Annotated in this window: 22 protein-coding genes and 1 pseudogene; 13 read left to right on the forward strand and 10 right to left on the reverse strand. The window is 70.1% G+C overall.

The genetic code is table 11. The features are described from left to right. Positions 1-120 precede the first annotated feature (120 nt). Positions 121-1,362: an MFS transporter gene (locus tag HNR02_RS04600; protein ID WP_312860900.1), complete on the reverse strand. Its 1,242-nt coding sequence runs from the start codon at positions 1,360-1,362 to the stop codon at positions 121-123. A gap of 59 nt (positions 1,363-1,421) precedes the next feature. Between HNR02_RS04600 and HNR02_RS04605 the strand changes: the two genes are divergently transcribed. The 5 genes from HNR02_RS04605 to HNR02_RS04625 all read left to right on the forward strand — a co-directional run bounded on the left by HNR02_RS04605 (position 1,422) and on the right by HNR02_RS04625 (position 6,274). Beyond that, positions 1,422-2,069 (forward strand): GntR family transcriptional regulator, encoded by a 648-nt coding sequence (locus HNR02_RS04605; RefSeq protein ID WP_179771967.1) that lies wholly within the window; start codon positions 1,422-1,424, stop codon positions 2,067-2,069. 64 nt (positions 2,070-2,133) lie between these two features. Further along, positions 2,134-2,772 carry a PadR family transcriptional regulator gene (locus HNR02_RS04610; RefSeq protein WP_246338499.1) on the forward strand — a complete coding sequence of 213 codons (639 nt, stop codon included), beginning with the start codon at positions 2,134-2,136 and terminating at the stop codon, positions 2,770-2,772. Beyond that, a complete protein-coding gene (locus HNR02_RS04615) occupies positions 2,756-4,204 on the forward strand; it encodes an MFS transporter (RefSeq protein ID WP_179771968.1) in 1,449 nt (482 codons plus the stop codon). Before HNR02_RS04610 ends, HNR02_RS04615 begins: the two co-directional genes overlap by 17 nt. A gap of 17 nt (positions 4,205-4,221) precedes the next feature. Further along, a complete protein-coding gene (locus tag HNR02_RS04620) occupies positions 4,222-4,842 on the forward strand; it encodes a Maf family protein (RefSeq protein ID WP_179771969.1) in 621 nt (206 codons plus the stop codon). A 100-nt stretch (positions 4,843-4,942) separates the two neighbouring features. Further along, on the forward strand, positions 4,943-6,274 hold the full coding sequence (locus HNR02_RS04625; RefSeq protein WP_179771970.1) for a dicarboxylate/amino acid:cation symporter: 1,332 nt from the start codon (positions 4,943-4,945) through the stop codon (positions 6,272-6,274). A 257-nt stretch (positions 6,275-6,531) separates the two neighbouring features. Here the strand turns inward: HNR02_RS04625 and HNR02_RS04630 are convergent, their stop codons facing one another. Further along, positions 6,532-7,155 carry a hypothetical protein gene (locus tag HNR02_RS04630; protein WP_179771971.1) on the reverse strand — a complete coding sequence of 208 codons (624 nt, stop codon included), beginning with the start codon at positions 7,153-7,155 and terminating at the stop codon, positions 6,532-6,534. A gap of 179 nt (positions 7,156-7,334) precedes the next feature. Between HNR02_RS04630 and HNR02_RS04635 the strand changes: the two genes are divergently transcribed. The 5 genes and pseudogenes from HNR02_RS04635 to HNR02_RS04655 all read left to right on the forward strand — a co-directional run bounded on the left by HNR02_RS04635 (position 7,335) and on the right by HNR02_RS04655 (position 11,058). Beyond that, positions 7,335-9,134, forward strand: a complete 1,800-nt coding sequence (locus tag HNR02_RS04635) for an acetyl/propionyl/methylcrotonyl-CoA carboxylase subunit alpha (RefSeq protein ID WP_179771972.1) — start codon at positions 7,335-7,337, stop codon at positions 9,132-9,134. A gap of 9 nt (positions 9,135-9,143) precedes the next feature. Further along, positions 9,144-9,614 (forward strand): DUF1707 SHOCT-like domain-containing protein, encoded by a 471-nt coding sequence (locus tag HNR02_RS04640; protein WP_179771973.1) that lies wholly within the window; start codon positions 9,144-9,146, stop codon positions 9,612-9,614. Beyond that, positions 9,611-9,976, forward strand: a complete 366-nt coding sequence (locus tag HNR02_RS04645; protein ID WP_179771974.1) for a DUF1707 SHOCT-like domain-containing protein — start codon at positions 9,611-9,613, stop codon at positions 9,974-9,976. Before HNR02_RS04640 ends, HNR02_RS04645 begins: the two co-directional genes overlap by 4 nt. Continuing rightward, positions 9,976-10,296 (forward strand): annotated as a pseudogene (locus HNR02_RS04650) (hypothetical protein); the annotation flags it as partial. The gene HNR02_RS04645 and the pseudogene HNR02_RS04650, both read left to right, overlap by 1 nt. A gap of 123 nt (positions 10,297-10,419) precedes the next feature. Further along, the gene (locus HNR02_RS04655; RefSeq protein ID WP_179771976.1) at positions 10,420-11,058 is read left to right on the forward strand and encodes an AMP-binding protein; all 639 of its coding nucleotides are present in this window, start codon (positions 10,420-10,422) and stop codon (positions 11,056-11,058) included. Positions 11,059-11,124: 66 nt separating this feature from the next. On the opposite strand, the gene HNR02_RS04660 is transcribed toward HNR02_RS04655, so the two are convergent. Next, positions 11,125-12,837 carry a glycerol-3-phosphate dehydrogenase/oxidase gene (locus HNR02_RS04660; RefSeq protein ID WP_179771977.1) on the reverse strand — a complete coding sequence of 571 codons (1,713 nt, stop codon included), beginning with the start codon at positions 12,835-12,837 and terminating at the stop codon, positions 11,125-11,127. A gap of 230 nt (positions 12,838-13,067) precedes the next feature. Between HNR02_RS04660 and HNR02_RS04665 the strand changes: the two genes are divergently transcribed. Further along, positions 13,068-13,817: an MIP/aquaporin family protein gene (locus tag HNR02_RS04665; protein ID WP_179771978.1), complete on the forward strand. Its 750-nt coding sequence runs from the start codon at positions 13,068-13,070 to the stop codon at positions 13,815-13,817. Positions 13,818-13,830: 13 nt separating this feature from the next. Further along, a complete protein-coding gene (glpK, locus tag HNR02_RS04670; protein WP_179771979.1) occupies positions 13,831-15,336 on the forward strand; it encodes a glycerol kinase GlpK in 1,506 nt (501 codons plus the stop codon). Between the two features lie 55 nt (positions 15,337-15,391). Here the strand turns inward: glpK and HNR02_RS04675 are convergent, their stop codons facing one another. Beyond that, positions 15,392-16,795, reverse strand: coding sequence for an NAD(P)H-quinone dehydrogenase (locus HNR02_RS04675; protein WP_179771980.1), 1,404 nt, complete (start codon positions 16,793-16,795; stop codon positions 15,392-15,394). Between the two features lie 98 nt (positions 16,796-16,893). Here HNR02_RS04675 and HNR02_RS04680 point away from each other — a divergent pair, with 98 nt between their 5' ends. Next, the gene (locus HNR02_RS04680; protein WP_179771981.1) at positions 16,894-17,346 is read left to right on the forward strand and encodes a gamma-glutamylcyclotransferase family protein; all 453 of its coding nucleotides are present in this window, start codon (positions 16,894-16,896) and stop codon (positions 17,344-17,346) included. 115 nt (positions 17,347-17,461) lie between these two features. On the opposite strand, the gene HNR02_RS04685 is transcribed toward HNR02_RS04680, so the two are convergent. The 6 genes from HNR02_RS04685 to mutA all read right to left on the reverse strand — a co-directional run bounded on the left by HNR02_RS04685 (position 17,462) and on the right by mutA (position 25,376). After that, positions 17,462-18,367 carry a DUF559 domain-containing protein gene (locus HNR02_RS04685; RefSeq protein ID WP_179771982.1) on the reverse strand — a complete coding sequence of 302 codons (906 nt, stop codon included), beginning with the start codon at positions 18,365-18,367 and terminating at the stop codon, positions 17,462-17,464. A 189-nt stretch (positions 18,368-18,556) separates the two neighbouring features. Continuing rightward, the gene (locus HNR02_RS04690; protein ID WP_179771983.1) at positions 18,557-19,852 is read right to left on the reverse strand and encodes a M20 family metallopeptidase; all 1,296 of its coding nucleotides are present in this window, start codon (positions 19,850-19,852) and stop codon (positions 18,557-18,559) included. Between the two features lie 165 nt (positions 19,853-20,017). Continuing rightward, on the reverse strand, positions 20,018-20,314 hold the full coding sequence (locus tag HNR02_RS04695) for a hypothetical protein (protein ID WP_179771984.1): 297 nt from the start codon (positions 20,312-20,314) through the stop codon (positions 20,018-20,020). Between the two features lie 43 nt (positions 20,315-20,357). Beyond that, on the reverse strand, positions 20,358-21,341 hold the full coding sequence (gene meaB, locus HNR02_RS04700; protein WP_179771985.1) for a methylmalonyl Co-A mutase-associated GTPase MeaB: 984 nt from the start codon (positions 21,339-21,341) through the stop codon (positions 20,358-20,360). A gap of 4 nt (positions 21,342-21,345) precedes the next feature. Continuing rightward, a complete protein-coding gene (scpA, locus tag HNR02_RS04705) occupies positions 21,346-23,514 on the reverse strand; it encodes a methylmalonyl-CoA mutase (RefSeq protein ID WP_179771986.1) in 2,169 nt (722 codons plus the stop codon). Further along, the gene (gene mutA, locus HNR02_RS04710) at positions 23,514-25,376 is read right to left on the reverse strand and encodes a methylmalonyl-CoA mutase small subunit (protein WP_179771987.1); all 1,863 of its coding nucleotides are present in this window, start codon (positions 25,374-25,376) and stop codon (positions 23,514-23,516) included. The genes scpA and mutA overlap by 1 nt, the downstream gene beginning before the upstream one ends. Positions 25,377-25,401 lie beyond the last annotated feature (25 nt).

Below are 25,401 nucleotides of genomic sequence, written 5' to 3' on the forward strand. Positions count from 1 at the left end.
GGAACTCGCGGGCGGCATCGGCGAGTCCCACGCTCTCGCGCGCGAGTTCTGCATTCGCGCAGCCCGATACACAGCCCAGTTCTACGATGAAGAATCGGGGCGGCCAAGCCCGCGTAGCGGCTACGGAACCGCCACCAACGGCGAACGAACCCCGGCGTGCGAGTTCAACGCCAGCAACCGCACCGTCCCCGCCAGCCCCATCACCAAGGCGACGAGGAACGACAACCGATAAGCCAGCGCCACGTCGACCCCGTGGCGCAACAGCTCATCCAGCAACACCCCAGCCCCCAGCTCGGCGACGACGGCGAAGGTGAAGCCACCCATGTTCGCCACCCCACTGGCCACCCCGGCCTGATGCCCGTGATTGGCCGACCGCGCCAGATCGAACGCGAGCATGCTCACCGCGCCGGCGGCCCCGATCAGGAACAACACGGGCCCGAGCACGGCAACCGGCAACGGCCCCGGCACCACGACGAGAACCGCCCAGCACAGCACGCTCACCACCGCCGACGCGGCGACCAGTGCCCCACGCGACGACGGACGGCGTGAGCCCAGCTGCCCGGCAATCGTCCCCACCAGCACGAACCCGACGACCACCACCGTCAGCAGGGCGCTCGCTTCCGACGACGACCGCTCTTGCGCGTGCACCAGGTACGGCTGCCCGAGCACGGCGGTGAAGGTGACGAACGCGCCCATCAGCGTGAAGTGCGTCCACATCGCGTGCCGGGTTCCGCGGTTGCGCCACGCGTGTCGCAGGCTGACGCGCAACGGCTCCTCCGACGCCGAGCGCTCGACGGCCACCGGACCGTCCCGCAGCGCGACACCGACCACGACCAGCAGGACGGCCGTCACGACACCGGCCACGAGGAACGCGGACGTCCAGCCGAACCCGGTCAGCAGCGCGGCCAGCGGCGCCGTCGCGATCAGCTGGCCCAGCCCGCCGATGATCCCGGTCAGTGCCGCGACCAGGGCGTACCGGTGACCGGGGAACCAGTTGTGCGCCAGGCGGAGCACGTTGACGAACAGGAAGGCGTCGCCGGCGCCGATGAGCGCCCGTCCGGCCATCGCCGCCGGGTATGCCTCCGCCACAGCGAAGACGATCGAACCGGCGGCCATCAAGGCCATCCCGAGCGACAGCAGCCGCCGCGGCCCGAACCGGTCGGCCGCCGCGCCGACGGGCACCTGGAGCAGGGCGTAGAGCACGAGCTGCACCACGGAGAAGGCGGCCAGCCCGGTCGCGTCGATCGAGAACCGCTCCTGCGCGGTGAGACCCGCTACCGACAGGCTCATCCGGTGGAACAGCGCCGTCAGGTAGCACAGCGCCCCCAGCCCCCACATCAGCCAAGCCCTGCCCGCGGACACCGGCTCACCTCCTGTTGCATCTATCTTGTATCTAACAGCGTCCTGGCTACGATGCGCCCATGTCAACGAGGGACCGCTCACAGGCGGCCGGCGACCGGGCCTACCAGTGGACCAAGGACCGCATCCTGGACGGGCGCCTCGAAGGTGGGCGGCTGATCAGCGAGGGCGAGGTCGCCGAAGCCCTGCGGTTGTCCCGCACCCCGGTCCGCGAGGCGTTCCTGCGCCTGTCGGCCGAGGGGCTGCTCCGCCTGTACCCGAAACGTGGCGCGCTGATCGTGCCGGTTTCGCCGAACGAGGTGCACGACATCGCCGAGGCGCGGATCTTCCTGGAGCGGCACGCGATCGCGAAGGTCGTCGCCGCGGGCATTCATCGCGAGGTGGCCGAGAAGATGCGCGGCGTCCTCGACGAGCAACGCGCGGTGTCGCTGCCCGAGCACACGTCGCGCTTCACCCAGCTCGACCGCGAGTTCCACGCCACCCTCATCGCGGCCGCGGGCAACGCCCTGTTCGACGAGTTCTACTCCGGCCTGCGCGACCGCCAGCTGCGAATGGTCAACACCGCGCTGCGCGACAACACCGTGCGCCCGCCGATCATCCTCGACGAGCACTCCCGGATCTGCGATCTGCTGGCCGACGGCGACGCCGAGGCCCTGCACACCCTGATCGGTGACCACATCGCCGCCGTCCGGGACGAAGCCGCGCACTGACACCCCTGTTCCCGTTTTACCCGGTGCCGTATAGTCCATGTGGAATAAACGGACTGGAGCGATCATGGCTGCCGCGAAACTCACCCCGATGGCCCTCGCCATCCTCGAACTGCTGCACGAACGGCCGATGCACCCGTACGAGATGACCCAGCTCATGCGGGACCGGCACCTGGAACACCGCGTCGCCGTCAAACCCGGCTCGCTGTACCACACGGTCGACCGGCTGCTGGCCGCCGAACACATCGAGGTGGTCGGAACCCAGCGCGAGGGCAGGCGCCCGGAACGGACCGTCTACGCCCTCACCGAGCAGGGCCGCGACGCGTTCGTCGACCGCGCCAAGACCATGCTCGGCACCATCGCCACCGAGTACCCCGAGTACCTCAGCGGGCTCGGCGCGTTGGACGACCTCGGGCGCGATGCCGGGCTCGAACAGCTGGAAACGCGCCTCATGCGCCTGGAGGCGAAGGCCGCCTCGCAGGAGGTCATCACGCGCAGGCTGGTCGCCGAGGTCCCGGAGATCTACTGGGTCGACTGGCGCTACACCACCGCACAGGTGCGGTTCGAACTCGACTGGACCCGGCAACTCGTCCACGACATCAAGACCGGCCGCCTGGACTGGTCCACGCGGGACCGCCACCCGGCCAGGCTCTCCGCAGTCCCCACCGAATCCACTGAGGAAAGACCGAATGAACAGGCAAGCTAACCCGTGGGCGGCGCTCGGCGCGCTGTGCATCGGGTTCTTCATGATCCTGCTGGACACCACGATCGTGTCCATCGCGATCCCGTCGATGGTGAAGGGCCTCGACACCGACCTCAACGCCATCGTCTGGGTGATCAGCGTCTACCTGCTCACCTACGCGGTGCCGATGCTGTTCACCAGCAGGCTCGGCGACCGGTTCGGGCCCAAGCGGTTGTTCCTCGCCGGACTGGCGGTGTTCACGCTGGCCTCGCTCTGGTGTGGCCTGTCCGGCACGGCCGAGACGCTGATCGCCGCCCGCGCCGTCCAGGGGCTGGGCGCCGCGTTGATGACACCGCAGACACTGGCGTTCATCACCCACCTGTTCCCGCCCGCCAAACGCGGTCCGGCGATGGGCCTGTGGGGCGGTGTCGCGGGACTCGCCACCATCACCGGCCCGCTGCTCGGCGGCGTGCTGGTCGACCACCTGGGCTGGGAGTGGATCTTCTTCGTCAACGTCCCGGTCGGCGTGGTCGGCCTGGTGCTGGCGATGGTGCTGGTGCCGGACTGGCAGCCGCGGAACTCGCACTCGTTCGACATCCCCGGCATCCTGCTCTCGGTCGCCGGGATGTCGCTGGTGGTCTTCGGTCTGCAGAACGGCCAGCACTACGACTGGGGCACGGTGGCCGGGCCGGTCACCGTCGTCGAGGTGATCGGCGCGGGCGTCCTGCTGCTGGCCGGGTTCGTGGTGTGGCAGCACTACAACCGGCGTGAACCGCTGCTGCCGCTGCGGGTGTTCGCCAACCGCAACTTCTCCGCGGGCACCCTGACGTCGGCGACGATCGGGTTCACGATGACCGCGATGTTCCTGCCGCTGGTGATCTACATCCAGGACGTCCTGCTCCTCACACCGACCCAGGCCGGCCTGGTCACCGCGCCCATGTCGCTGTTGTCGGGGATCATCGCGCCGTTCATCGGCCGGATGTCGGACCGGGTGAACCCGAAGTACCTGGTGATCACCGGGATCGTGGGGCTCGCCGCCGGTCTCGGGCTGATCGCGCTGATGGCGGACGAGACCAGCACGTGGTGGGTCACCTTCCCCGGTCTGCTGCTGTGCGGGGTGGGCACCGGGTGCGTGTTCGCGCCGATGAGCAACGCGACGATGAGCTCGGTGGAACCACGGCTGGCCGGTACCGCGTCGGGCATCTTCAACACGGCCCGGCAGGTCGGCGGGGTGCTGGGCAGCGCGGCCTGTGGTGTGCTGCTGCAGGCCCGGATCAGCGCGGGCATGGCGAGCACGCACGGCAACGCCCCGCAGGCCCTGACCGACGCCGCGCGCGAGACGCTGCTGCTGCCCATCGCGGTGCTGCTGCTGGGGATCCTCGCCGCGGCCGCATTGCGCCGCCCGCCGGTCCGGCAGGCCCCGGCCACGCCCGACCCGGCGGTGGCCCGCGCCTGAGGCGATACCCTCGCGGCGTGCATTTCGTGCTGGCTTCGCAGTCCCCCGCCCGTCTCGCGGTGTTGCGCGCCGCGGGGGTCGAACCGAGTGTCGTGGTCTCCGGCGTCGACGAGGACGCCGTGGCCGCGGCCCTGACCGACCCGTCGCGGGAGGAGCTGGTCACCGCGCTCGCGCTCGCCAAGGCAGAGGCCGTGCTCGGCATGATCACCAGCACGGACACGGTCGTCGTCGGCTGCGATTCGATGCTGTCGTTCCAGGGCGAGATGCTGGGCAAGCCGGGTGACGCCGAGACCGCGCGCAAGCGGTGGGCACAGATGGCGGGCGGCACCGGCGACCTGCTGACCGGCCACGCCGTGCTGCGGATCGAGGGCGGTTCCCGGGTCACGCGCTCGACGGGCACGCAGATCACGCGGGTCCGGTTCTCGGCCCCGTCACCGGCGGAGGTCGACGCCTACATCGCGACCGGTGAACCGCTCCAGGTCGCGGGGGCGTTCACGCTCGACGGGCTCGGTGGCTGGTTCGTCGAGGGCATCGACGGCGATCCGTCCAGCGTCGTCGGCATCAGCCTGCCGCTGACCCGGCGGCTGCTGGCGGAGGTCGGTGTGAGCGTCACCGACCTCTGGTCTCCCACATCCTGAGAACTCGCCCACACGAACGGGTTGCGGGGAAGAGTCCGGTGACGTCACGTGTTGACCACACGCGGCACAACCAGTGACTTTCACGCCCCGGAGCGAACCCGTGTCCCTGTTACGCAGTTACACCAAACCCAAGGTGTTCGGCCTGATCGTGGTCGTCGCCCTCGTCGTGGGCGCCCTGCTGGGCATCCTCGCGAAGCAGACCGGCCAGGACTGGCTGGTCACGACCCTCGACACGATCGGGTCGATCTTCACGAACCTGCTGCAGGTCACCGTCCTGCCGCTGGTGTTCACCGCCATCGTGCTCGGCATCGTGAGTCTGCGTGGCCTCGGCGGCGCGCGCACCGCGGCCCGGCTCGGCGGCAAGACCGTGCTGTGGTTCGCCACCACCTCGCTGATCGCGGTGCTCATCGGCATCGTGCTCGGCAGGATCGTCAACCCGGGCAGTGGCGTGTCGCTGCAGGCCCAGCCGTCGACGGTGGACAAGCTCGCGGCGCGTGACCAGGGGTCCTGGCTGGATCTGATCAACAACCTGGTGCCGAGCAACCTGTTCGAGGCGTTCGCCGACGGCGAGATCCTGCAGGTCGTGCTCGTGTCGCTGGCCGTCGGGCTGGCGGCGTACGCGCTGGGCGACCGGGTCGAGCCGTTCGTGAACTTCAACCGCGCGGTGTTCGACATCGTGCAGAAGGTGCTGGGCTGGATCATCCGGCTCGCGCCGCTGGGTGTGCTCGGCTTGATCGGGAACGCGTTCGCGACCTACGGCGACCAGTTCGTGCGGCCGCTGCTGTCGCTGATCGTCACCGTCTACGCGGGCACGCTGCTCGTGCTGTTCGTGGTGTACCCGCTGCTGCTGCGGTTCGTCGGCAAGGTGAGCCCGGCGCTGTTCTTCCGCAAGGCGTGGACGGCGCTGCAGTTCGCGTTCGTGTCCCGCTCCTCGGGCGCGACGCTGCCGCTGAGCCGTCAGACCGCGGTGAACCTCGGCGTCGACCCGGGCTACGCGAGCTTCGCGGTCCCGCTCGGCACGACGACCAAAATGGACGGTTGCGCCGCTGTTTATCCGGCCGTGGCCACGATCTTCATCGCGAACCTGTTCGGGATCTCGCTGTCCTTCGGCGATTATGTGCTGATCGTCGTGGTGGCGGTGTTCGGCGCGATCGCGACCGCCGGGGTGACCGGCTGGTTCACCATGCTCACGCTGACGCTGAGCACGCTGAACCTGCCGCCCGAGGTGATCGCGACCGGAATCGCCGTCATCTACGGCATCGACCCGATCCTGGACATGATGCGCACGGCGACGAACGTCGCGGGCCAGATCGCGATCCCCACGTGGATCGCCCGCACCGAGGGCCTGCTCGACGACGAGATCCTGAACTCGAAGACCCCGGCCCCCCTGCTCGACAGCCCCGCGACCGCGCCCACCCCGGTCCGCGCCTGACGACGCAGACTTCACGCGCCGGAACGTGGAACTCGCGCGCGGGAACGTGGAACTCACGCGCGCGAACCCCACGCTCGCCAACCGCCACCCGGCAACGCACCGCGCCCACCTCCCGAACCAGCCCTCTCCCGCAACCCGATCCCAGCCAGCTTTGGCGGCCAACGACACTGAAAGATCGGGCTCGGGAGGGGCGATGGGCGTAGCGAAGCGAAGCCCGGCGCCCTGGATACCCGCGTAGCGGCAACCCCCAACCGGAACTAACTACAACCCCGCAGATCCGACGAACGCACCTGCACCTCGGGCCACCCGCGCAACTGCCCCACCGACGTGTACTGCCGCGTACACCCCAACGCGCTCCCGTCCAGCGCGAACACCCGAGCAAGCACCGGCGCCGTCTGGACCACCACGACTTCGGGCGCGGAATCCCCGCTCACGTCGTCCAGGCGCACCACCCCTGCGCTGGAGTAGTACGGCTTGTCCACGGATCGCCACGTCCCGGCCCGGTCCACCACGAGCTGGGCGATCATCGCGCCGTTCTGTCGCGCATGGACCAGGCATGCGGACACCGCGCCGTCCACGCAGCTCAGCGAACCAGCGTCCAGCCGTCCGCCCAGCGCGCTCACCGTCACTTCGAGCAAGTTGCCGCCGGCCTGAAATCGCCCGTTGCCGCCCTGCGCATCGGCCAGGAGTTCGACCAGTGCACCGTCGACGCTCGCCTGCGCGATCACCCGGCACGGCGCTTCGCCGCAGTTGACGCCCGCCGTCGGTGCACTGCCCGCGGCCCCGTCGGCCGACGTCGGCGCGCTGCCACCGTCCTCGCGCAGCAGCCGCACGGTGACCAGCGCGGACAGCGCCACCACGGCGGCCAGTACCGCTGTCACGGCAACCGAACGAGGTGCGCGTCCCCTGCCCACGTACCCACCCCTTTCACGACCAGGGTAAGCGTGAGCCGGGTCTCACCGCAGCCGGACTACTCCGCCGTAAACTCCGGGAAAGGCCCGCGGAAGCGCCGCGCGACGCTCCGGGGGGATTGCGTGAAGGACCAGATGGAGGTAAGGGCGTGCCCGAGCAGGCCAGCGCGACCCAGGGCGGACCGGTGACGAAGATTCTCGTCGCCAACCGGGGCGAAATCGCGGTCCGCGTCATCAGAGCGGCCAAGGACGCCGGGCTCGCGAGTGTCGCGGTGTACGCCGATCCCGACCGCGACGCGCCGCACGTCCGGCTCGCCGACGAGGCGTTCGCCCTCGGCGGCACCACCGCGGCGGAGAGCTACCTCGTCATCGACAAGCTGATCGACGTCGCCAAGCGGTCCGGCGCCGACTCCGTCCACCCCGGCTACGGCTTCCTCTCCGAGAACGCCGACTTCGCGCAGGCGGTCATCGACGCGGGCCTGACCTGGATCGGCCCCAGTCCGCAGGCCATCCGCGACCTCGGCGACAAGGTCACCGCGCGGCACATCGCGCTCAAGGCCGGTGCCCCGCTGGTCCCGGGCACCAAGGACCCCGTGTCGGGCGCCGACGAGATCATCGCCTTCGCCGACGAGCACGGCCTGCCGGTGGCCATCAAGGCCGCTTTCGGCGGCGGTGGCCGCGGTCTGAAGGTCGCGCGCACCAAGGAGGAGATCCCGGAGCTGTTCGAGTCGGCCACCCGCGAGGCGGTCGCCGCGTTCGGCCGGGGCGAGTGCTTCGTCGAGCGCTACCTCGACAAGCCGCGGCACGTCGAGGCGCAGGTGCTGGCCGACCTGCACGGCAACGTCGTGGTCGTCGGCACCCGCGACTGCTCGTTGCAGCGCCGCCACCAGAAGCTGGTCGAGGAGGCGCCCGCGCCGTACCTGAACGACGAGCAGCGCCGCACGATCCACGAGTCGGCCAAGGCGATCTGCCGCGGCGCCGGCTACTCCGGCGCCGGCACGGTCGAGTACCTGGTGGGCCTGGACGGGACCATCTCGTTCCTGGAGGTCAACACGCGCCTGCAGGTCGAGCACCCGGTGTCGGAGGAGACCACCGGCATCGACCTGGTCCGCGAGATGTTCAAGATCGCCCGTGGCGAGAAGCTGTCCTTCACCGAGGACCCGGAGCCGCGCGGCCACTCGATCGAGTTCCGCATCAACGGTGAGGACGCCGGCCGCAACTTCCTGCCCGCGCCCGGCACCGTCACCAGGCTGGTCTTCCCGGAGGGCCCCGGCGTCCGCGTCGACTCCGGTGTCGTCACCGGCAGCGTCATCGGCGGCCAGTTCGACTCGATGCTCGCCAAGGTCATCGTCAGCGGCTCCGACCGGCAGAACGCGCTGGAGCGCAGCCGCCGCGCGCTGGACGAGATGGTCGTCGAGGGCATGGCCACCGTGCTGCCGTTCCACCGCACGGTCATCAACGACCCCGCGTTCGTCGGCGACGACGAGGGCTTCCGCGTCCACACCCGCTGGATCGAGACCGAGTTCGACAACAGGATCGAGCCGTTCACCGCGGCCGCGGAGGCCGATGAGGAGGCCGGGCCGCGTCAGACGGTGGTCGTCGAGGTCGGCGGCCGTCGCCTGGAGGTCTCGCTGCCCGGCGACCTCGCGCTCGGCGGCGGTGGCGGCAAGGCCGACGGCGGCGCCAAGGCCAAGCCACGCAAGCGGGGCGGCGGCACGAAGGCCGCGGCGAGCGGTGACACGGTGGCCGCGCCGATGCAGGGCACCATCGTCAAGGTCGCGGTCGAGGACGGCCAGCAGGTCGAGGCGGGCGAGCTCCTCGTCGTGCTCGAGGCGATGAAGATGGAAAACCCCGTCACCGCGCACAAGTCGGGCACCGTGACCGGACTTTCCGTCGAGGTGGGCGCCGCGGTCACGCAAGGCGCTTCCCTGCTCGAAATCAAGGACTAACCTGGCGGTGTGACCGAGGTTCCCCAGCCCGATCTGCGCATCGGCGACGACGACCGGGAGTCCGCGCTGAAAGCGCTCGGCGAGCACCTGAGCGCCGGTCGGCTCGACCTCGACGAATACGGCGACCGTTCGGCGAAGATCACCGCCGCCCGCACGCGGCGGGATCTCGCCGAGCTGTTCGCCGACCTGCCGCAGCCGCACCCGGTGTTCGAGAAGCCGGAACCGGCCACGGCCGTCGCCAAGCGGGCCCAGAAGTCACCCCAGTGGGGCGACCGGCCGCTGCCGCAGCGCGTCGCGGCGGCGGCCGTGCCGTTTCTGTGGCTGGCGGCCGTGGGGCTGTTCATGTTCTTCGGCGGCTGGTGGTGGTTCGCGTTGCCGTTCGTGTTCAGCGCCGCCGCCAGCGCCTTCTGGGGCAAGGAGTGGGAGCGGGACCGGCACGGCGCCTGCGACCGCCGCGACCGGCGGGACCGGTACCGGTGAGCGACCAGCCGGACCTGCGGCTGTCCGACCAGGAACGCACGGAGGCCCTGGACGCGCTGTCCGAGCACGTCCGCACCGGCAGGCTGGACATCGACGAGTTCGGCCTGCGCTCGGCGAAGGTGACCGCGGCCCGGACGATCTCGGAGCTGGCGCCGGTGTTCGCCGACCTGCCCGCGCCCCGACCCCGCGTGCTGGACCGGCCCGCCCCGGCGGCCCGGCCGCCCGCGCGCAAGGTCGGGCTGGGCCTGCTGCCGCTGCTGCTCATCGCGGCGGGCGCCCTGCTCGTGCTCACCCGCGGCATGTCGCTGGTGCTGCTGGTGCCGATCGCGATCGCGGTGGTCCTGCTCGCCCGGCGGCGCTGATGGAGCCGGTCGAGATCAACGCGGGCCGGTACTACCTCCGGCAGTTGCGTGCCGACGACCTGCTGGACGACCGTCCCCTGCTGCGGGAGGCCGGAGTGACCGCGCCTGCCCAGTACGTCGCCCGCCGGGCCCGCGAGTGGGCGCGCGACGAGAGCTACTCGTGGGCGATCGCCGAACCGACGACCGGTGAACTGCTGGGTGAGGTGGTGCTGGGCACCGACGGCACGGTCGAGGTCTGGAGCTTCCCGGAGAACGCGGACGCGGCACGGGACGTGACCGCCGCGGTGGCCCGTTTCGGATCCGGGGCGCTGGGACTGCGCATCCGATTGCCCTAGCCGAATGTGTTCCAGTCCTCTTGTGCTCGCTGACACAATTCCTCGCACCGCGGCGCGGCTTGTGGTGATCTGGTTGCAGATTCCGATTCAGCGCTGAACGGGGGGAACGTGGGCGAGTCCAGTGTCTTCCTGACCCGCATCCTCGACGTGCTGTTAGATGGCGGCGACCAGATCGCTTTCGCCCATCGTGGCCGGTCGATGACCTACCGAGAGACCTTTGACACATTACGGCGGCTGCATGCGACACTGAAAACCGAGGGCATTGTTCCCGGACAGCTCGTCGCAATTGGCGGGGGAAACACGCCGGAAACAATTCTTCTGCAGTTTGCCTCCCAGTTACTCGGCGCCCGCGTGGTGCATGTGGACGGTCCGCGCACCGATCTGCTGGAGCTGCTGGAGGTCGACCACGTGCTGTCCACCGAACCCGGTGACCCGCTGGTGACGTCCCGCGTCGCCCGCGGCCCGCGCCGTGAGGAGGACACGGCCCTGCCGCGCACGGTGGAGACCATGTTCTCCGGCGACGGCACGAACCTGGTCTGCTACCGCGACCTGTACGAGGAGATGGCCCGCACGACGACGCCGGACCCCGACGGGCCGCAGCGGGTGCTGTTGATAGCGCCCCTGTCGCACCCGATCGGCAACCGGCTCACCTGCAAGGCGCTCCTGGCCGGCAAGACCGTGGTGCTGCACGAGCGCGCGAACGACAGCGGCACTCTCGCGACGGCGCAGCTCGCCAACGAAGCCTGACCGAAGTCCGACAAAGGCGAAGCGGGGCGGTCACCACGGCCACCCCGCTTCGCGCGCGCTGTCCGCCTATCCGACCGGCTCCATCAGGCGACCGCGGACCTCGGGGGCGTTGGAGCGCCGCTCGTCGGCCGCCTCGTCGCTGGGCTGCGTCTGCGAATCCCGCTCCGCCGTGACACGCGCGGTGTAGACCTCGACCTCGTGGGCGATCGTCTCCTCCGACCACCCCAGTGTTCCGGCCACCAACCGCGCCACCTGTCCGGCGCAGTCGACACCCCGGTGCGGGTACTCGATCGAGATGCGGGTGCGCCGGGCGAGCACGTCCTCCAGGTGCAGCGCGCCCTCGTGGCTCGCCGCGTAGACCGCCTCGACGCCGAGGTAGTCGGGCGCGCGCTCGATCGGCTTGAGCAGTTCCGGCTTGCCCTCGGCCAGCGCCAGCACCTCGTGCACGAGCGAGCCGTAGCGGTCGAGCAGGTGCCGGACGCGGTACGGGTGCAGCCCGTGCTCCGCGGCGAGGTGATCGGCCTGGTTGACCAGCGCGTGGTAGCCGTCCGCGCCGAGCAGCGGCACCTTGTCGGTGATGGACGGCTGCAACCGGCCCGGCAGGTCGACCGCGGCGGCGTCGACCGCGTCGGCCGCCATCACGCGGTACGTCGTGTACTTGCCGCCGGCGATCGCGACCAGCCCGGGCGCCACCCGCGCCACCGCGTGCTCGCGCGACAGCTTCGACGTCTCCTCGCTCTCACCGGCCAGCAGCGGCCGCAGCCCGGCGTAGACACCCTCGATGTCGTCGTGGGTCAGCGGAGTCGCGAGCACGGAGTTGACGTGTTCGAGGATGTAGTCGATGTCGTTCTTCGTCGCCGCCGGGTGAGCGAGGTCGAGGTTCCAGTCGGTGTCGGTGGTGCCCACGATCCAGTGGTTGCGCCACGGGATCACGAACAGCACCGACTTCTCGGTGCGCAGGATCAGCCCGGACTCCGACACGATCCGGTCCCGCGGCACCACGATGTGCACGCCCTTGCTGGCCTGCACCCGGAACCGTCCGCGGCTGCCGGACAGGCGCTGCAGCTCGTCGGTCCACACGCCGGTGCAGTTGATCACCGCGCTGGCGTGGACCTCGGCCTCGCGGCCGTCCTCGACGTCACGCACCCGCACCCCGGACACCCGGTCGGCCTCCCGCAGGAACTCCACGACCTGCGTACTGGTCCGGACCACCGCGCCGTAGTGGGCGGCGGTGCGGGCGACGGTCATCGTGTGCCGGGCGTCGTCGGCCTGGGAGTCGTAGTAGCGAATTCCCCCGATCAGGGCATCCCGCTTGAGCGCCGGGACCATCCGCAGCGCGCCCGCGCGGGTGAGGTGCTTCTGCCCGGGAACGGACCGCGCGCCGCCCATCGTGTCGTAGAGGAACAGCCCGGCCGCCGTGTACGGGCGTTCCCAGCCGCGGTGTGTCAGCGGATACAGGAAGCTCACCGGCTTCACCAGGTGCGGCGCGATGCGGGTCAGCATCAGCTCCCGCTCCCGCAGCGCCTCGCGCACCAGGCCGAACTCCAGCTGTTCCAGGTACCGCAGACCGCCGTGGAAGAGCTTGCTGGAACGGCTCGACGTTCCGGACGCGAGGTCTCGGGCCTCCACCAGCGCCACGCGCAGCCCGCGCGTCGCGGCGTCGAGCGCGGTGCCCGCGCCGACCACCCCGCCGCCGATCACCACGAGGTCGAACGTCTCCGCACCGAGCCGTCGCCAGGTCTCCTCCCTCGCCTCCGGCCCCAGCTTCGCCTCAGTCACTCCGGTTTCCCTTCCTCACGGACACGGGCAGTACACCTCCAGCATGGCACGGGTGGCGGTACCGGCGCGGTCTTGGGACGCGTGTCCCGACGCACATGAATTGCCTTCACAAAGTTCGCCGGGGGCTTGGACTAGTCGTCACGGACCGTTAGGTTCAGGCGACGTGGGTCGGCAGGGGCGCCGGAGTGCACTGCGGCGCCCGACCCTTGGGGACGTTGGGAAGGGGCAGGATGAGTGCACTGGGAATATTCGTCTGGGAGCTGCTCGGTACCGGAACCCTGATACTGCTGGGCAACGGCGTGGTCGCCAACGTCGTGCTCCGCAAGAACAACGGGCACCAGGCGGGGACCCTGTTCATTACCTTCGGCTGGGCCTTCGGTGTGTTCACCGGCGCGAGCATCGCCGCGCCGAGCGGGGCGCACCTGAACCCCGCCGTGACGCTCGGACTGGCCATCGCCGACAAGACACCGTGGAAGGACGTGCCGTTCTACGTCGCGGGTCAGCTGGTCGGCGCGATCATCGGTGCGATCCTCTGCTGGGCCACCTACAAACTGCAGTTCGACGACCACCCGGAGCCGGAGGGCACGCTCGGGATCTTCTCGACGGCTCCGCAGATCCGCAGCTACGGGTGGAACGTGGTCACCGAGGTCATCGGCACGTTCGTGCTCGTCGCGTGGATCCTGCTCAGCCCGACCGTGAAGGCCGGTGACGGCGGCGTGCCGGAGTTCGGCAACTCGGCACTGGGGTACGCGGGTGTGTCGTTCGTCGTACTGGTGATCGGTATCTCGCTGGGTGGCCCGACGGGGTACGCGATCAACCCGGCGCGCGACCTCGGTCCGCGCATCGCCTACGCGTTCATCCTGCCGATCCGTGGCAAGCGCGACGGGGACTGGGGCTATTCGTGGGTTCCCGTCCTCGGTCCGCTGGCGGGCGGTGCGCTCGCCGCGTTGCTCTACCTGGCCGTGCACAACCTGACCTGATTTGGAGATCAGCATGACTTCCTACGTCGCCGCGATCGACCAGGGAACCACCTCCACCCGGATGATGATCTTCGACCACTCCGGCCGGGTGGTCGCCGTCGACCAGAAGGAGCACGAACAGATCTTCCCGCAGGCCGGGTGGGTCGAGCACAACGCGGAAGAAATCTGGGAGAACACCCGCGCCGTCACCGCGGGCGCGCTCGCGAAGGCCGATCTGCAGGCGGGCGACATCGTCGCCGTCGGCATCACCAACCAGCGCGAGACCACGCTGGTGTGGGACAGGAAGACGGGCAAGCCGGTCTACAACGCGATCGTCTGGCAGGACACCCGCACCGACCGGATCGTCGACGAGCTCGGCAACCTCGGCGGCGGCCAGGAACGCTACCGGCCGAAGACGGGCCTGCCGCTGGCGACGTACTTCTCGGGCCCGAAGGTCAAGTGGATCCTCGACAACGTGGACGGCGCACGGGCCCGCGCCGAGGCGGGTGACCTGCTGTTCGGCAACATGGACACCTGGCTGGTGTGGAACATGACCGGCGGTCCGGACGGCGGTGTGCACATCACCGACCCGACGAACGCCTCCCGCACCCTGCTGATGGACCTGGACACGTTGAGCTGGGATGCCGACATCGCCGGCGACATGGGTGTTCCGCTGTCGATGCTGCCGGAAATCCGTTCCTCGTCCGAGGAGTACGGCAAGGTCCGCCCGCGCGGGGCGCTGTCGGGTGTGCCGATCGCCGGCATCCTCGGCGACCAGCAGGCGGCGACCTTCGGGCAGGCGTGCCTGTCCCCCGGCGAGGCGAAGAACACCTACGGCACCGGCAACTTCGTGCTGCTCAACACCGGCACCGAGAAGGTGATGTCGGAGAACGGTCTGCTCACGACGGTCTGTTACAAGATCGGCTCGAACGACACGGTCTACGCGCTGGAGGGTTCCATCGCGGTCACCGGTTCGCTGGTGCAGTGGCTGCGCGACAACCTCGGGATCATCCGCAACGCCGCCGAAATCGAGTCGCTCGCCCGCAGCGTGGACGACAACGGTGGCGCGTACTTCGTGCCCGCTTTCTCGGGCCTGTTCGCCCCCTACTGGCGCTCCGACGCGCGCGGCGTGATCGCCGGGCTGACCCGGTACGTCAACAAGGGCCACCTCGCGCGCGCGGTGCTGGAGGCCACGGCGTTCCAGACACGTGAGGTGATCGAGGCGATGAACGCGGACTCCGGGGTACCGCTCAAGTCGCTCAAGGTGGACGGCGGGATGGTCGTGAACGAGCTGCTGATGCAGTTCCAGGCCGACATCCTGGACGTGCCGGTGATCCGCCCGGTCGTGCCCGAGACGACGGCGCTGGGCGCCGCCTACGCCGCGGGCCTGGCGACCGGGTTCTGGAAGAGCGAGGACGACATCCGCAACAACTGGGCCCAGGACAAGGAATGGACCCCGTCGATGGAGGCGAAGCAGCGCGACGAGCAGTACCGCAACTGGAAGAAGGCGGTGACCAAGACCTTCGACTGGGTCGAGTGATCCGTGGTGTGCTTCCCCGGTGCCGCCGGGGAAGCACACCGTCTACTCGGGACTGTCAGTCCAGGTCGTCGTGCCGCATCAGCTGCCGGGCGGCTTCGGTGATGGAACCGGACAGCGACGGGTAGACGGCGAACGTGAGCGCCAGGTGGTCGACCGTCAGCTGGTTCTGCACCGCCAGCGCGATCGGCAGGATCAGCTCACTCGCCGTCGGCGCCACCACCACGCCACCGACGATCACGCCGGTCGCCGGGCGGCAGAACAGCTTCACGAAACCACGCCGCAGGCCCTCCATCTTGGCACGCGCGTTGGTGGCCAGCGGCAGCATGATCGTGCGGGCGGGCACCTCGCCGGAGTCGATCGCGCTCTGGCTGATGCCGACCGTCGCGATCTCCGGGTGCGTGAACACGTTCGCGGCGACGGTCTTGAGCTTGATCGGCGCGACACCCTCGCCCAGGGCGTGCCACATCGCGATGCGGCCCTGCATGCTGGCGACCGACGCGAGCATCAGCACACCAGTGCAGTCGCCTGCCGCGTAGATGCCGGGGACGCTGGTGCGGGACACGCGGTCGACCGTGATGAACCCGCCGGGGCCCGGCTCGATGCCGACCTTGTCCAGGCCGACGTCCTTGGTGTTGGGCACCGAACCGACGGTCATCAGCGCGTGGCTGGCCTCGATCACCCTGCCGTCCTGCAGGTGGACGGCCACACCCTTCTCGGTGCGCTCGACCCGCTCGGCTCGCGCATGCTTGACGACGGTGTTGCCACGCTGGGCGAACACCTCCTCCAGCACCGCGGCGGCGTCCGCGTCCTCGTGCGGCAGGACGCGGTCACGGCTGGACACGAGGGTGACCTTCACGCCCATCTCGGTGTAGGCGGAGGCGAATTCGGCGCCGGTGACCCCGGATCCGACCACGACCAGGTGCTCGGGCAGTTTCGGCAGGTCGTAGAGCTGGCGCCAGTCGAGGATCCGCTCGCCGTCGGGCACCGCGCCGGGCAGGACCCGCGGAGTGGCGCCGGTGGCGATGAGGACCACGTCGGCGTCGAGCACGTCGACGTCGCCGGTGGCCTTCGTGACGCGGACCTTGTGGGTGGCCAGGCCCGGCTCGTCGTCGTCGAAACGGCCGGCGCCGGTGAGGATCTTCACACCTTCGCGTTGCACGCGGGCGCGGATGTCAGCCGACTGGGCGAGCGCGAGACCTTTGACGCGCCCGTGCACGGTGCGCAGGTCGACGCTCGTGTCAGCCATGTCGGTGACGATCCCCAGCTCGGCGAGTCCGTGCATGTTGGCTCGGGCGCCGGACGAAGCGATGAACGTCTTGGACGGGACGCAGTCGTAGAGCACGCACGCGCCGCCGAGCCCGTCCTTCTCGACGATCGTGACGTCGGCGCCGTGCTGCGCGGCCACCAAAGCCGCCTCGTAGCCCGCCGGTCCGCCGCCCATGATCACGATCCTGGTCACGTGCTTCCTCCTCCTCACGCTCACCTCGCGCACAACCTTAGGCCGCGACACCTGGAGTACGTCCGGTCGGGTGAGCGATGGGCGGCTAGGCTGTGCGCGTGCCGTTGTATGCCGCCTACGGGTCCAACATGGATCCGAATCAGATGATGGAGCGGGCGCCGCATTCGCCCATGGCCGGCTCCGGCTGGCTGGAAGGCTGGCGGCTGACCTTCGGGGGCGAGGACCTCGGTTTCGAAGGCGCGCTGGCGACCATCGTCGAGGACCCGGGCTCACGGGTGTTCGTGGTGCTGTACGACGTGACACCCCTGGACGAAGCCGGTCTGGACCGCTGGGAGGGCGGCGAACTCGGCCTGCACAACAAGATCCGCCTGCGCGTCCAGACGATGGACGGCGCCTCACTCGCGTGGCTGTACGTCCTCGACGCCTACGAGGGCGGCCTCCCGTCCGCGCGATACCTCGGCGTCCTCGCCGACGCCGCCGAGGCGGCCAGCGCCCCGACGGACTACGTCGACGACCTCCGCACCCGCCCCTGCCGCGGCATCGCCCCCTGACCCATCCGCCCCCGGCACGCGTGTTGGCCCCTCCCGTCACCGTGTTTGCCGTCCCGGTCAGCGTGTTGGCCCCTCCGGTCAGCGTGTTGGCCGCTCCGGTCAGCGTGTTGGCTCGTCATGACTCGAAGCGGTAGCCACGGTCCCGGAAAACCTGTCTCAACTCGGCGAGAAAGCGCACTGGATCCGCGAGTTCATCCTTTCGCACCCGGAGGATGTGCCACCCCCGGTCGGCCAGTCGCCGGTCCCGCTCCGCATCTCGATCCTCCCTGCCCTCGTGAGCCTCGTAGCCGTCGTACTCGACACCGATCCGCAGCGCGGGCCAGGCGAGATCCAGGCGGTACAGCAGCTCGCCCCGCAGAGTGACGATCGGGTGCTGGGTCACCGGGATCGGAAACCCGTCGTCAACGATCGTCAGCCGCAGTCGGCTCTCCTGCGGTGACTCGGCGCCCGTCGTTCCCAAAGCGATCAGCGCTTCCGCGTTTCTGATCCCTCGCCTGTCGTCCCGATCCATCAAGCGCCGGTCCACCTCTTTCCGGAAGTCCGCGACATCCCGCGGCGGTTGTTCCGCCAGCGCCTGGTCGAGGTATGCGAGCGCCTTCCAGCGTTCCTCGGTGCAGAGCAGGTCGGCGAGGACCAAATCGAGCGAGAGCACCGGCAATCCCTGCAATCGCGTGACATCGCTCGTATCGAAACGATCGTGGTGCACCACGAGCCCCTGCTTCGATCGCACCCAGACGGAATAGGGCACGGTCACGTGCGTCTGGGTGGATTGCGCCGCAGTGCATCCGTGCAGCCAGGCCGCGGTGTGGTACGAGAGCACCGCCTCAGGACCGCCGGCCAGGACGGCGGCCGCTGCACGAGTAAGGGGGTCGAGGGCGCGGCGAGCATCGATGATGACGCCGCGCCACAGATGGATCAGGACCTTGTCGCGGATGGCCCCTCGCAGGGTCCGCTCGCCGAGAGCTTCAGCCAGGTCACTTCGGCGCGCTGCGCCGTGGTCAGAGTCAGGTATGCCGAACATGGAAACAGAATGCGTCGATGCGGCGACATTCGGTGACCACTGACGAAATCTGTGGATAACTCAGCGGCTTGTGGATAACTGTGCAGCGCGAGCTTTGCCCTCACCGGCCAACACGGTGACCGGAGCGGCCAACACGGTGACCGGAATGGCAAACACGGTGACCGGAGCGGCAAACACGGTGCCGCGGGGTCAGGCGAGGGTGGCCAGGGCGGCGTGGACCATCACGCGGACGCCGACGTGCAGGGCGCGTTCGTCCAGTTCGAAGGTGGGGCGGTGCAGGTCTCGCTGGTCGCCGTCGCCGGACCACACGCCGAGGCGGCAGAAGGCGCCCGGCACGTGTTCGAGGTACCACGCGAAGTCCTCGCCGCCCGACGACTGTTCGGTACCGGTCATCGCGTCGTCGCCGAGGGCTGCTTCGATACCGGCCTGCAGCAGCGTCGTGCTTTCCTTGTCGCCGACCACCGGCGGCACGCCCCGGCGGTAGTCCAGCTCGAAGCCGACCCCGGTGGGCGCCAGCAGCGACTCCACCGACGACTGGACCAGCGGCTCCAGCGCCTTCCACGTCTCGTGGTCGGCCGTCCGCAGCGTTCCGCGCAGCACGCCTTCCTCGGGCACCGCGTTGGCGGCCTGGCCGGCATGCACGGCGCCCCACACCAGCACCGTGCCGGACCGCGGGTCGACCCGACGGGACAGCAGCGAGGGCAGCGAGGTGATCACGACACCGAGCGCGTGCACCAGGTCGGCCGTCAGGTGCGGCCGGGACGTGTGCCCGCCGGGCGAGGTCAGCCGCAGCTCGATCAGGTCCGCGGCCGAGGTCAGGGCCCCGACGCGGGTGCCGATCTTGCCGACCTCGACGCGCGGGTCGCAGTGCAGGCCGAAGATGCGGTCGACGCCGTCGAGCCCGCCGGCGGTGATCACGTCGAGCGCGCCGCCGGGCATGACCTCCTCGGCCGGCTGGAAGATCAGCCGCACGCGGCCGGGCAGCTCGGGCGCCGAGGCCAGCGCCTTCGCCGCACCCAGCAGGATCGCGGTGTGCGCGTCGTGGCCGCAGGCGTGCGCCGCGCCGTCGACGGTGGACGAGTAGGGCAGGCCGGTGGCCTCGGTGAGCGGCAGCGCGTCGATGTCGGCGCGCAGCGCGACGCAGCGGTCACCGCTGCCGACGTCGCAAACCACCCCGGTCCCGCCGGGCAGGACCTCCGGGTGCAGGCCCGCCGAGCGCAGGATGTCGCAGATCAGCTCGGTGGTCGCGAACTCGTGGCGCGCCAGCTCGGGGTGGGAGTGGATGTGGCGGCGCCAGGCGACCAGGTCGGTACCGCCGCGCTCGAGCCATTCGTCCAGCCAGAACGGGCCGCGGCCCGCACCAAGATCGGTCACGGGAGCCATGCTGACGCCGTCCGCTGTGATCAGCGCGTTGGGCGCCTCGAACGAGGTATGGCGACCACCCTGATCGCCGGGCACCTCCGGGCGGGAGTCCAGCACGGTCACGCCGCACCTCCATACACAGTGAGAACTACGTAACCCATTTGCCGCAATCCTGCACCATGCAAGGAGCAATCTTCGAACAAGATCTCACGCTGGGCGATGGCCGGTAGTGGATCTGCGTTGAGCGGCTCTAGTGAATACGGCCTAGCCGAATACGCCGCACGCCACTCACCCGGCTGCCTTGCGCTTCTTCTTCCGGACGCTGCGGCCCCAGATGACCAGCAACGCGAGCACCGCCGCGAGCACTCCGACGATGATCTTGTTCTTCGTCTTCTCCTGGCCGGCCTTGTTCGTCTGCTCCGGGTCGATCTTCGGCCCCGGGTCCACGTCGTTCTGCTGCACCACCACTCCGGGCGCGACCGCCTGCACGGCGACCGGGGCGGCGAGCGCGGGCGCGGCGGGCACGGCGAACGCCACCGTCGTCGCCAGCAGCAGACCCGTCAGCACCGCACGCACCTTGACCATGGCACCCAGTGTGCCGGTTCGGTTACGCCGCAACAAGGAAGACTCACGCTCCGAAGGCATCCAGAATGCGCTGCGCGGCCAGAGTCGCGGTGAGCCGTCCCTCGCGGACGTCCTCCTCGACCTCCGGCACCAGCGCGCGCACCCCGGGGTGCTCGGCCAGCCGCGCCTGGAGCTGCTCACGCACCATCGCCCACGTCCAGTCGACCTGCTGCTGCTGGCGCTTGCGGTCCAGCTCGCCGGAGCCGGAAAGGGCTTCCCGGTGCCGTTCGATCTGCTGCCACACGGTGTCCAGGCCGATGTCGTTGAGTCCGCTGCAGGTCAGTACGGGTGGCGTCCACGCGGCGTCCGGTCCGTAGATCATCCGCAGCGCCCCGGCCAGCTCCCGCGCGGCCCGCTTGGCGTCGCGTTCGTGGTCGCCATCGGCCTTGTTCACGGCGATCACGTCGGCCAGCTCCAGCACGCCCTTCTTGATGCCCTGCAGCTGGTCCCCGGTCCGGGCCAAGGTGAGGAACAGGAAGCAGTCGACCATGTTGGCGACCGTCACCTCGGACTGCCCGACGCCGACGGTCTCGACCAGCACGACGTCGTACCCGGCGGCCTCCATCAGCACGATCGTCTCGCGGGTCGCGCGGGCGACGCCGCCGAGCGTGCCGGATGTCGGGGAGGGGCGGATGAACGCGGCCGGGTCGTTGGCCAGCCGCGCCATACGGGTCTTGTCGCCGAGGATGCTGCCTCCGGTCCGCGTCGACGACGGGTCCACGGCCAGCACCGCGACCCGCGAACCGGCCGCGGTCAGGTCGGTGCCGAGCTGGTCGATGAAGGTCGACTTGCCGACTCCGGGCACGCCGGTGATCCCGACCCGTCGCGCGCCACCGGCGTGCGGCAGCAGCTCGACCAGCAGTTCCTGGGCCTGCTGCCGGTGGTCCGGCCGGTGCGATTCCACCAGCGTGATCGCCCTGGACAGCGTGCCGCGGTCACCCGCGAGCACGCCCTTGGCGTAGGCACCGACGTCGATCTTGCGCGGCAAGGGCTCAGGACTCCCGCTGTTCGAGCTGGTCGAGCAGGTCCAGCGCGGCGTCCGCGATGACCGTGCCGGGACCGAAGATCGCGGCGGCACCGGCGGCCCGCAGCTCGTCGTAGTCCTGCGGCGGGATCACGCCGCCGCACACGATCATGACGTCCTCGCGGCCGAGCTGGGCCAGCTCCTCGCGCAGCGCGGGCACCAGCGACAGGTGCCCGGCCGCCAGCGACGACACGCCGACGACGTGCACGTCCGCCTCGATCGCCTGGCGCGCGACCTCGGCCGGCGTGGAGAACAGCGGCCCCACGTCGACGTCGAAGCCGAGGTCGGCGAACGCGGTGGCGATCACCTTCTGGCCACGGTCGTGCCCGTCCTGCCCCATCTTGGCGACGAGGATGCGCGGACGGCGCCCCTCGGCCTCGGCGAACGCCTCGACCCGCGCGCGTGCCTCGTCCACGTTCCCGGATTTCCCGACCTCGTCGCGGTACACGCCGGAGATCGTACGAATCTGGCCGGAGTGGCGGCCCCACACCTTCTCCAGCGCGTCGGAGATCTCCCCGACCGTCGCCTTGGCACGGGCCGCGTCGACGGCCAGCGCGAGCAGGTTTCCCTCGCCCTCCGCGGCGGCCGTGAGGCGCCGCAGCGCGTCCTGTGTGACGTCCTCGTCGCGTTCCTCGCGCAGCCGCCGCAGCTTCTCCAGCTGCTGCGCGCGAACTCCGGCGTTGTCGACCTTGAGCACGTCGATCTGCTGGTCGTCGGTCACCTGGTACTTGTTGACGCCGATCACTGGCTGGCGTCCGGAGTCGATCCGCGCCTGCGTGCGGGCCGCGGCCTCCTCGATGCGCAGCTTCGGGATACCGGCGTCGATCGCGCGGGCCATGCCGCCCGCCGACTCGACCTCGCTGATGTGGCCCCACGCCTTGCGGGCGAGGTCGTAGGTCAGCTTCTCGACGAACGCGCTGCCGCCCCACGGGTCGATCACGCGCGTGGTGCCCGATTCCTGCTGCAGCAGCAGCTGGGTGTTGCGGGCGATGCGCGCGGAGAAGTCGGTCGGCAGCGCCAGCGCCTCGTCGAGCGCGTTGGTGTGCAGCGACTGCGTGTGGCCCTGCGTGGCGGCCATCGCCTCGACGCAGGTGCGGATGACGTTGTTGAACACGTCCTGCGCGGTCAGCGACCAGCCACTGGTCTGCGAGTGCGTGCGCAACGACAGGGACTTCTCGGACTTGGGGTCGAACTGCTTGACCAGCTTCGCCCACAGCAGCCGGGCCGCCCGCATCTTGGCGACCTCCATGAAGAAGTTCATGCCGATCGCCCAGAAGAACGACAGCCGCGGCGCGAACTTGTCCACCTCAAGGCCGGCGTCCATCCCCGCGCGGATGTACTCCACGCCGTCGGCCAGCGTGTACGCCAGCTCCAGATCGGCGGTCGCCCCGGCCTCCTGCATGTGGTAGCCGGAGATCGAGATCGAGTTGAACCGCGGCATCCGCTGCGAGGTGTAGCCGAAGATGTCGGAGATGATCCGCATCGACGGCTGCGGCGGGTAGATGTAGGTGTTGCGGACCATGAACTCCTTGAGGATGTCGTTCTGGATGGTCCCGGCCAGCTGCTCGGGCTGCACGCCCTGCTCCTCGGCCGCCACGATGTAGAGCGCCATGACGGGCAGCACCGCGCCGTTCATGGTCATCGACACGCTCATCCGGTCCAGCGGAATGCCGTCGAAGAGCTGGCGCATGTCGTAGATCGAGTCGATCGCCACACCCGCCATCCCGACGTCGCCGCCGACGCGCGGGTGGTCGGAGTCGTAGCCGCGGTGAGTGGCCAGGTCGAAGGCCACCGACAGGCCCTTCTGCCCGGCCGCGAGGTTGCGCCGGTAGAAGGCGTTGGACTCCGACGCGGTGGAGAACCCGGCGTACTGGCGGATCGTCCACGGCTGGTTGACGTACATCGTCGGGTACGGCCCGCGCAGGAACGGCGCCATCCCCGGATACGTGCGCAGGAAGTCCAGTCCGGCCGTGTCCTCGGCGGTGTAGAGCGGTTTGACGCCGATGCCCTCGGGGGTTTCCCAGGCCAGCGCGTCGGCGCCCTTGCCCGTGCTGGAGTGCAGCGCCTCGGCCCAGTCGCTCTGGCTGCCCGGGTCCGGGACACCCAGCTCGACATCGGAGAAGTCGGGGATGGCCATCACTTCACTCCCAGCGTGTCGAGGATGCTGGTCAGGGCGGCGAGGGCGTCACAGCCGGCGTGCACGACGGCGTCGACGCCCGGGTACTCGGATTTCCCCGCCAGGAGCACCCGAATCGCCCCGGCTTCCTTGAGCTTCTTCGCGCTTTCGGCCGCGTGCTCGTCGTAGAGCTGGTCGCTACCGCACAGGCAGGCGACCTTCGCACCGCTCTCCCGGAACGCTGCGACGACGTCCTCGGGCGCGCCCGGGTTCACCGGCTCGATACCACCGGCCTGGAACAGGTTGGACGCGAAGGTGGCGCGCGCGGTGTGCGCGGCGACGGGACCGAGCGTGGCGAGGAAGACCTTGGGCCGCTCACCGGTCTCGGCGAGGTGCGCGTCGGAGCGGTCGCGCAGGGCCTCGTAGTCCTGGGCGTAGCGCCGCCGTGGCAGCCCGCCTTCGTCCACAACGGACGGAGCCGGGGCGCGCTCGACCGGTTTCTCGCCCAGATCGGGGAACTCGCTGACGCCGGTGAGCGGGTCCTTGCGGGTGGCGAGGCGCTGCTTCCGCCGCTGCCAGGTCTCGTCGACGCGTGCGGCGAGCGCGCCGGAGTCCAGCACCGCCTCGATGCCGCCCTGGCGCTCGATCTCGGTGAACTCCCGCCACGCCGCGTTGGCCAGCGCGTCGGTGAGGTTCTCGACGTACCAGGAGCCGCCCGCCGGGTCGATCACGCCGGACAGCTTCGACTCCTCCAGCAGGATCGCCTGGGTGTTGCGGGCAATGCGGCGGGAGAACGGGTCCGGCAGGCCGATCGCGTGGTCGAACGGCAGGACGGTGACCGCGTCCGCGCCGCCGACACCGGCGGCGAAGCAGGCGACCGTGGTCCGCAGCATGTTCACCCACGGGTCGCGGCGGGTGAACATCATCGGCGAGGTGACGGCGTGCTGGCGCATGCCCCGCCCGGCGGTCGCGCCCGAGACCTCGCACACTCGCGCCCACACGCGCCGCGCGGCACGCAGTTTCGCGATGGTGAGGAACTGGTCCGCGGTCGCGGCGAACCGGAATTCCAGCTGGTCAGCGGCGTCTTCGACGCTCAGCCCGGCGTCGGTGAGGGCCCGCAGGTAGGCGACGCCCGCCGCGACCGCCGCGCCCAGCTCCTGGGAGTCGGATCCGCCCGCCTCGTGGTAGGGCAGGGCGTTCACGACGAGCGTGCGCAGCTTCGGGTGCTTCGGCGCGAGACGCGCGGCCAGCGCGGCGGCGGGCGCGATCTCGTGCGGTTTGCCCGTGCGGGCACGCAGCGTGATCGGGTCGGCACCGAGGTTGCCGGTGACCTCGCTGTCCGGAATGTTCTTCTCGGCGAGCAGGCCGAGCAGCGCGTCCGCGGCCGCTTCGTAGTCGGCGCCGGGATCGAGGACGATCGGCGCGAGGTCCAGGTACACCTCGTTGAGCGCGTCGGCCAGCGACTCCGGTGGCAGAGCGTCACCGCCGACGCGCAGCCACACGGACGAGGCACCGTGCTCCAGGTCCGCCAGGATCGCCTTGTTGGTTGCGGCCGCGTCCGCGCCGCCGTGCAGGACCCGCACGTCCCAGCCGGTGCCCTCGGGGCGCGCGCCCCGCACGTACGGGGGCAGGCCGGGGAAGCCGGAGGGCGCGGCCGCGTCGTCGGCGGTGTAGAGCGGCCGGATCTCGATACCGTCGTAGGTCTTGCTGGTCAGGAGGCTTTCCGGGGCTCCGTCGAAACCCTCCGGCAGCACCCCGCTCTTGGTGAGCACCCCCGCGACGAGGCGTTGCCAGTCCTCCCGCCGCGGCGTCTCGAACTCGGCGGCGAGGGTCAGCTCGTCCGGTGAGTCCGGGGTGGGCGCCGTTGTCCCAGCCTGAGTCATGCGTCTGATGGTAGGGCGCCCGCAA

This window comes from Amycolatopsis endophytica (genome assembly GCF_013410405.1).
In the GTDB taxonomy this organism is placed as follows: domain Bacteria; phylum Actinomycetota; class Actinomycetes; order Mycobacteriales; family Pseudonocardiaceae; genus Amycolatopsis_E; species Amycolatopsis_E endophytica.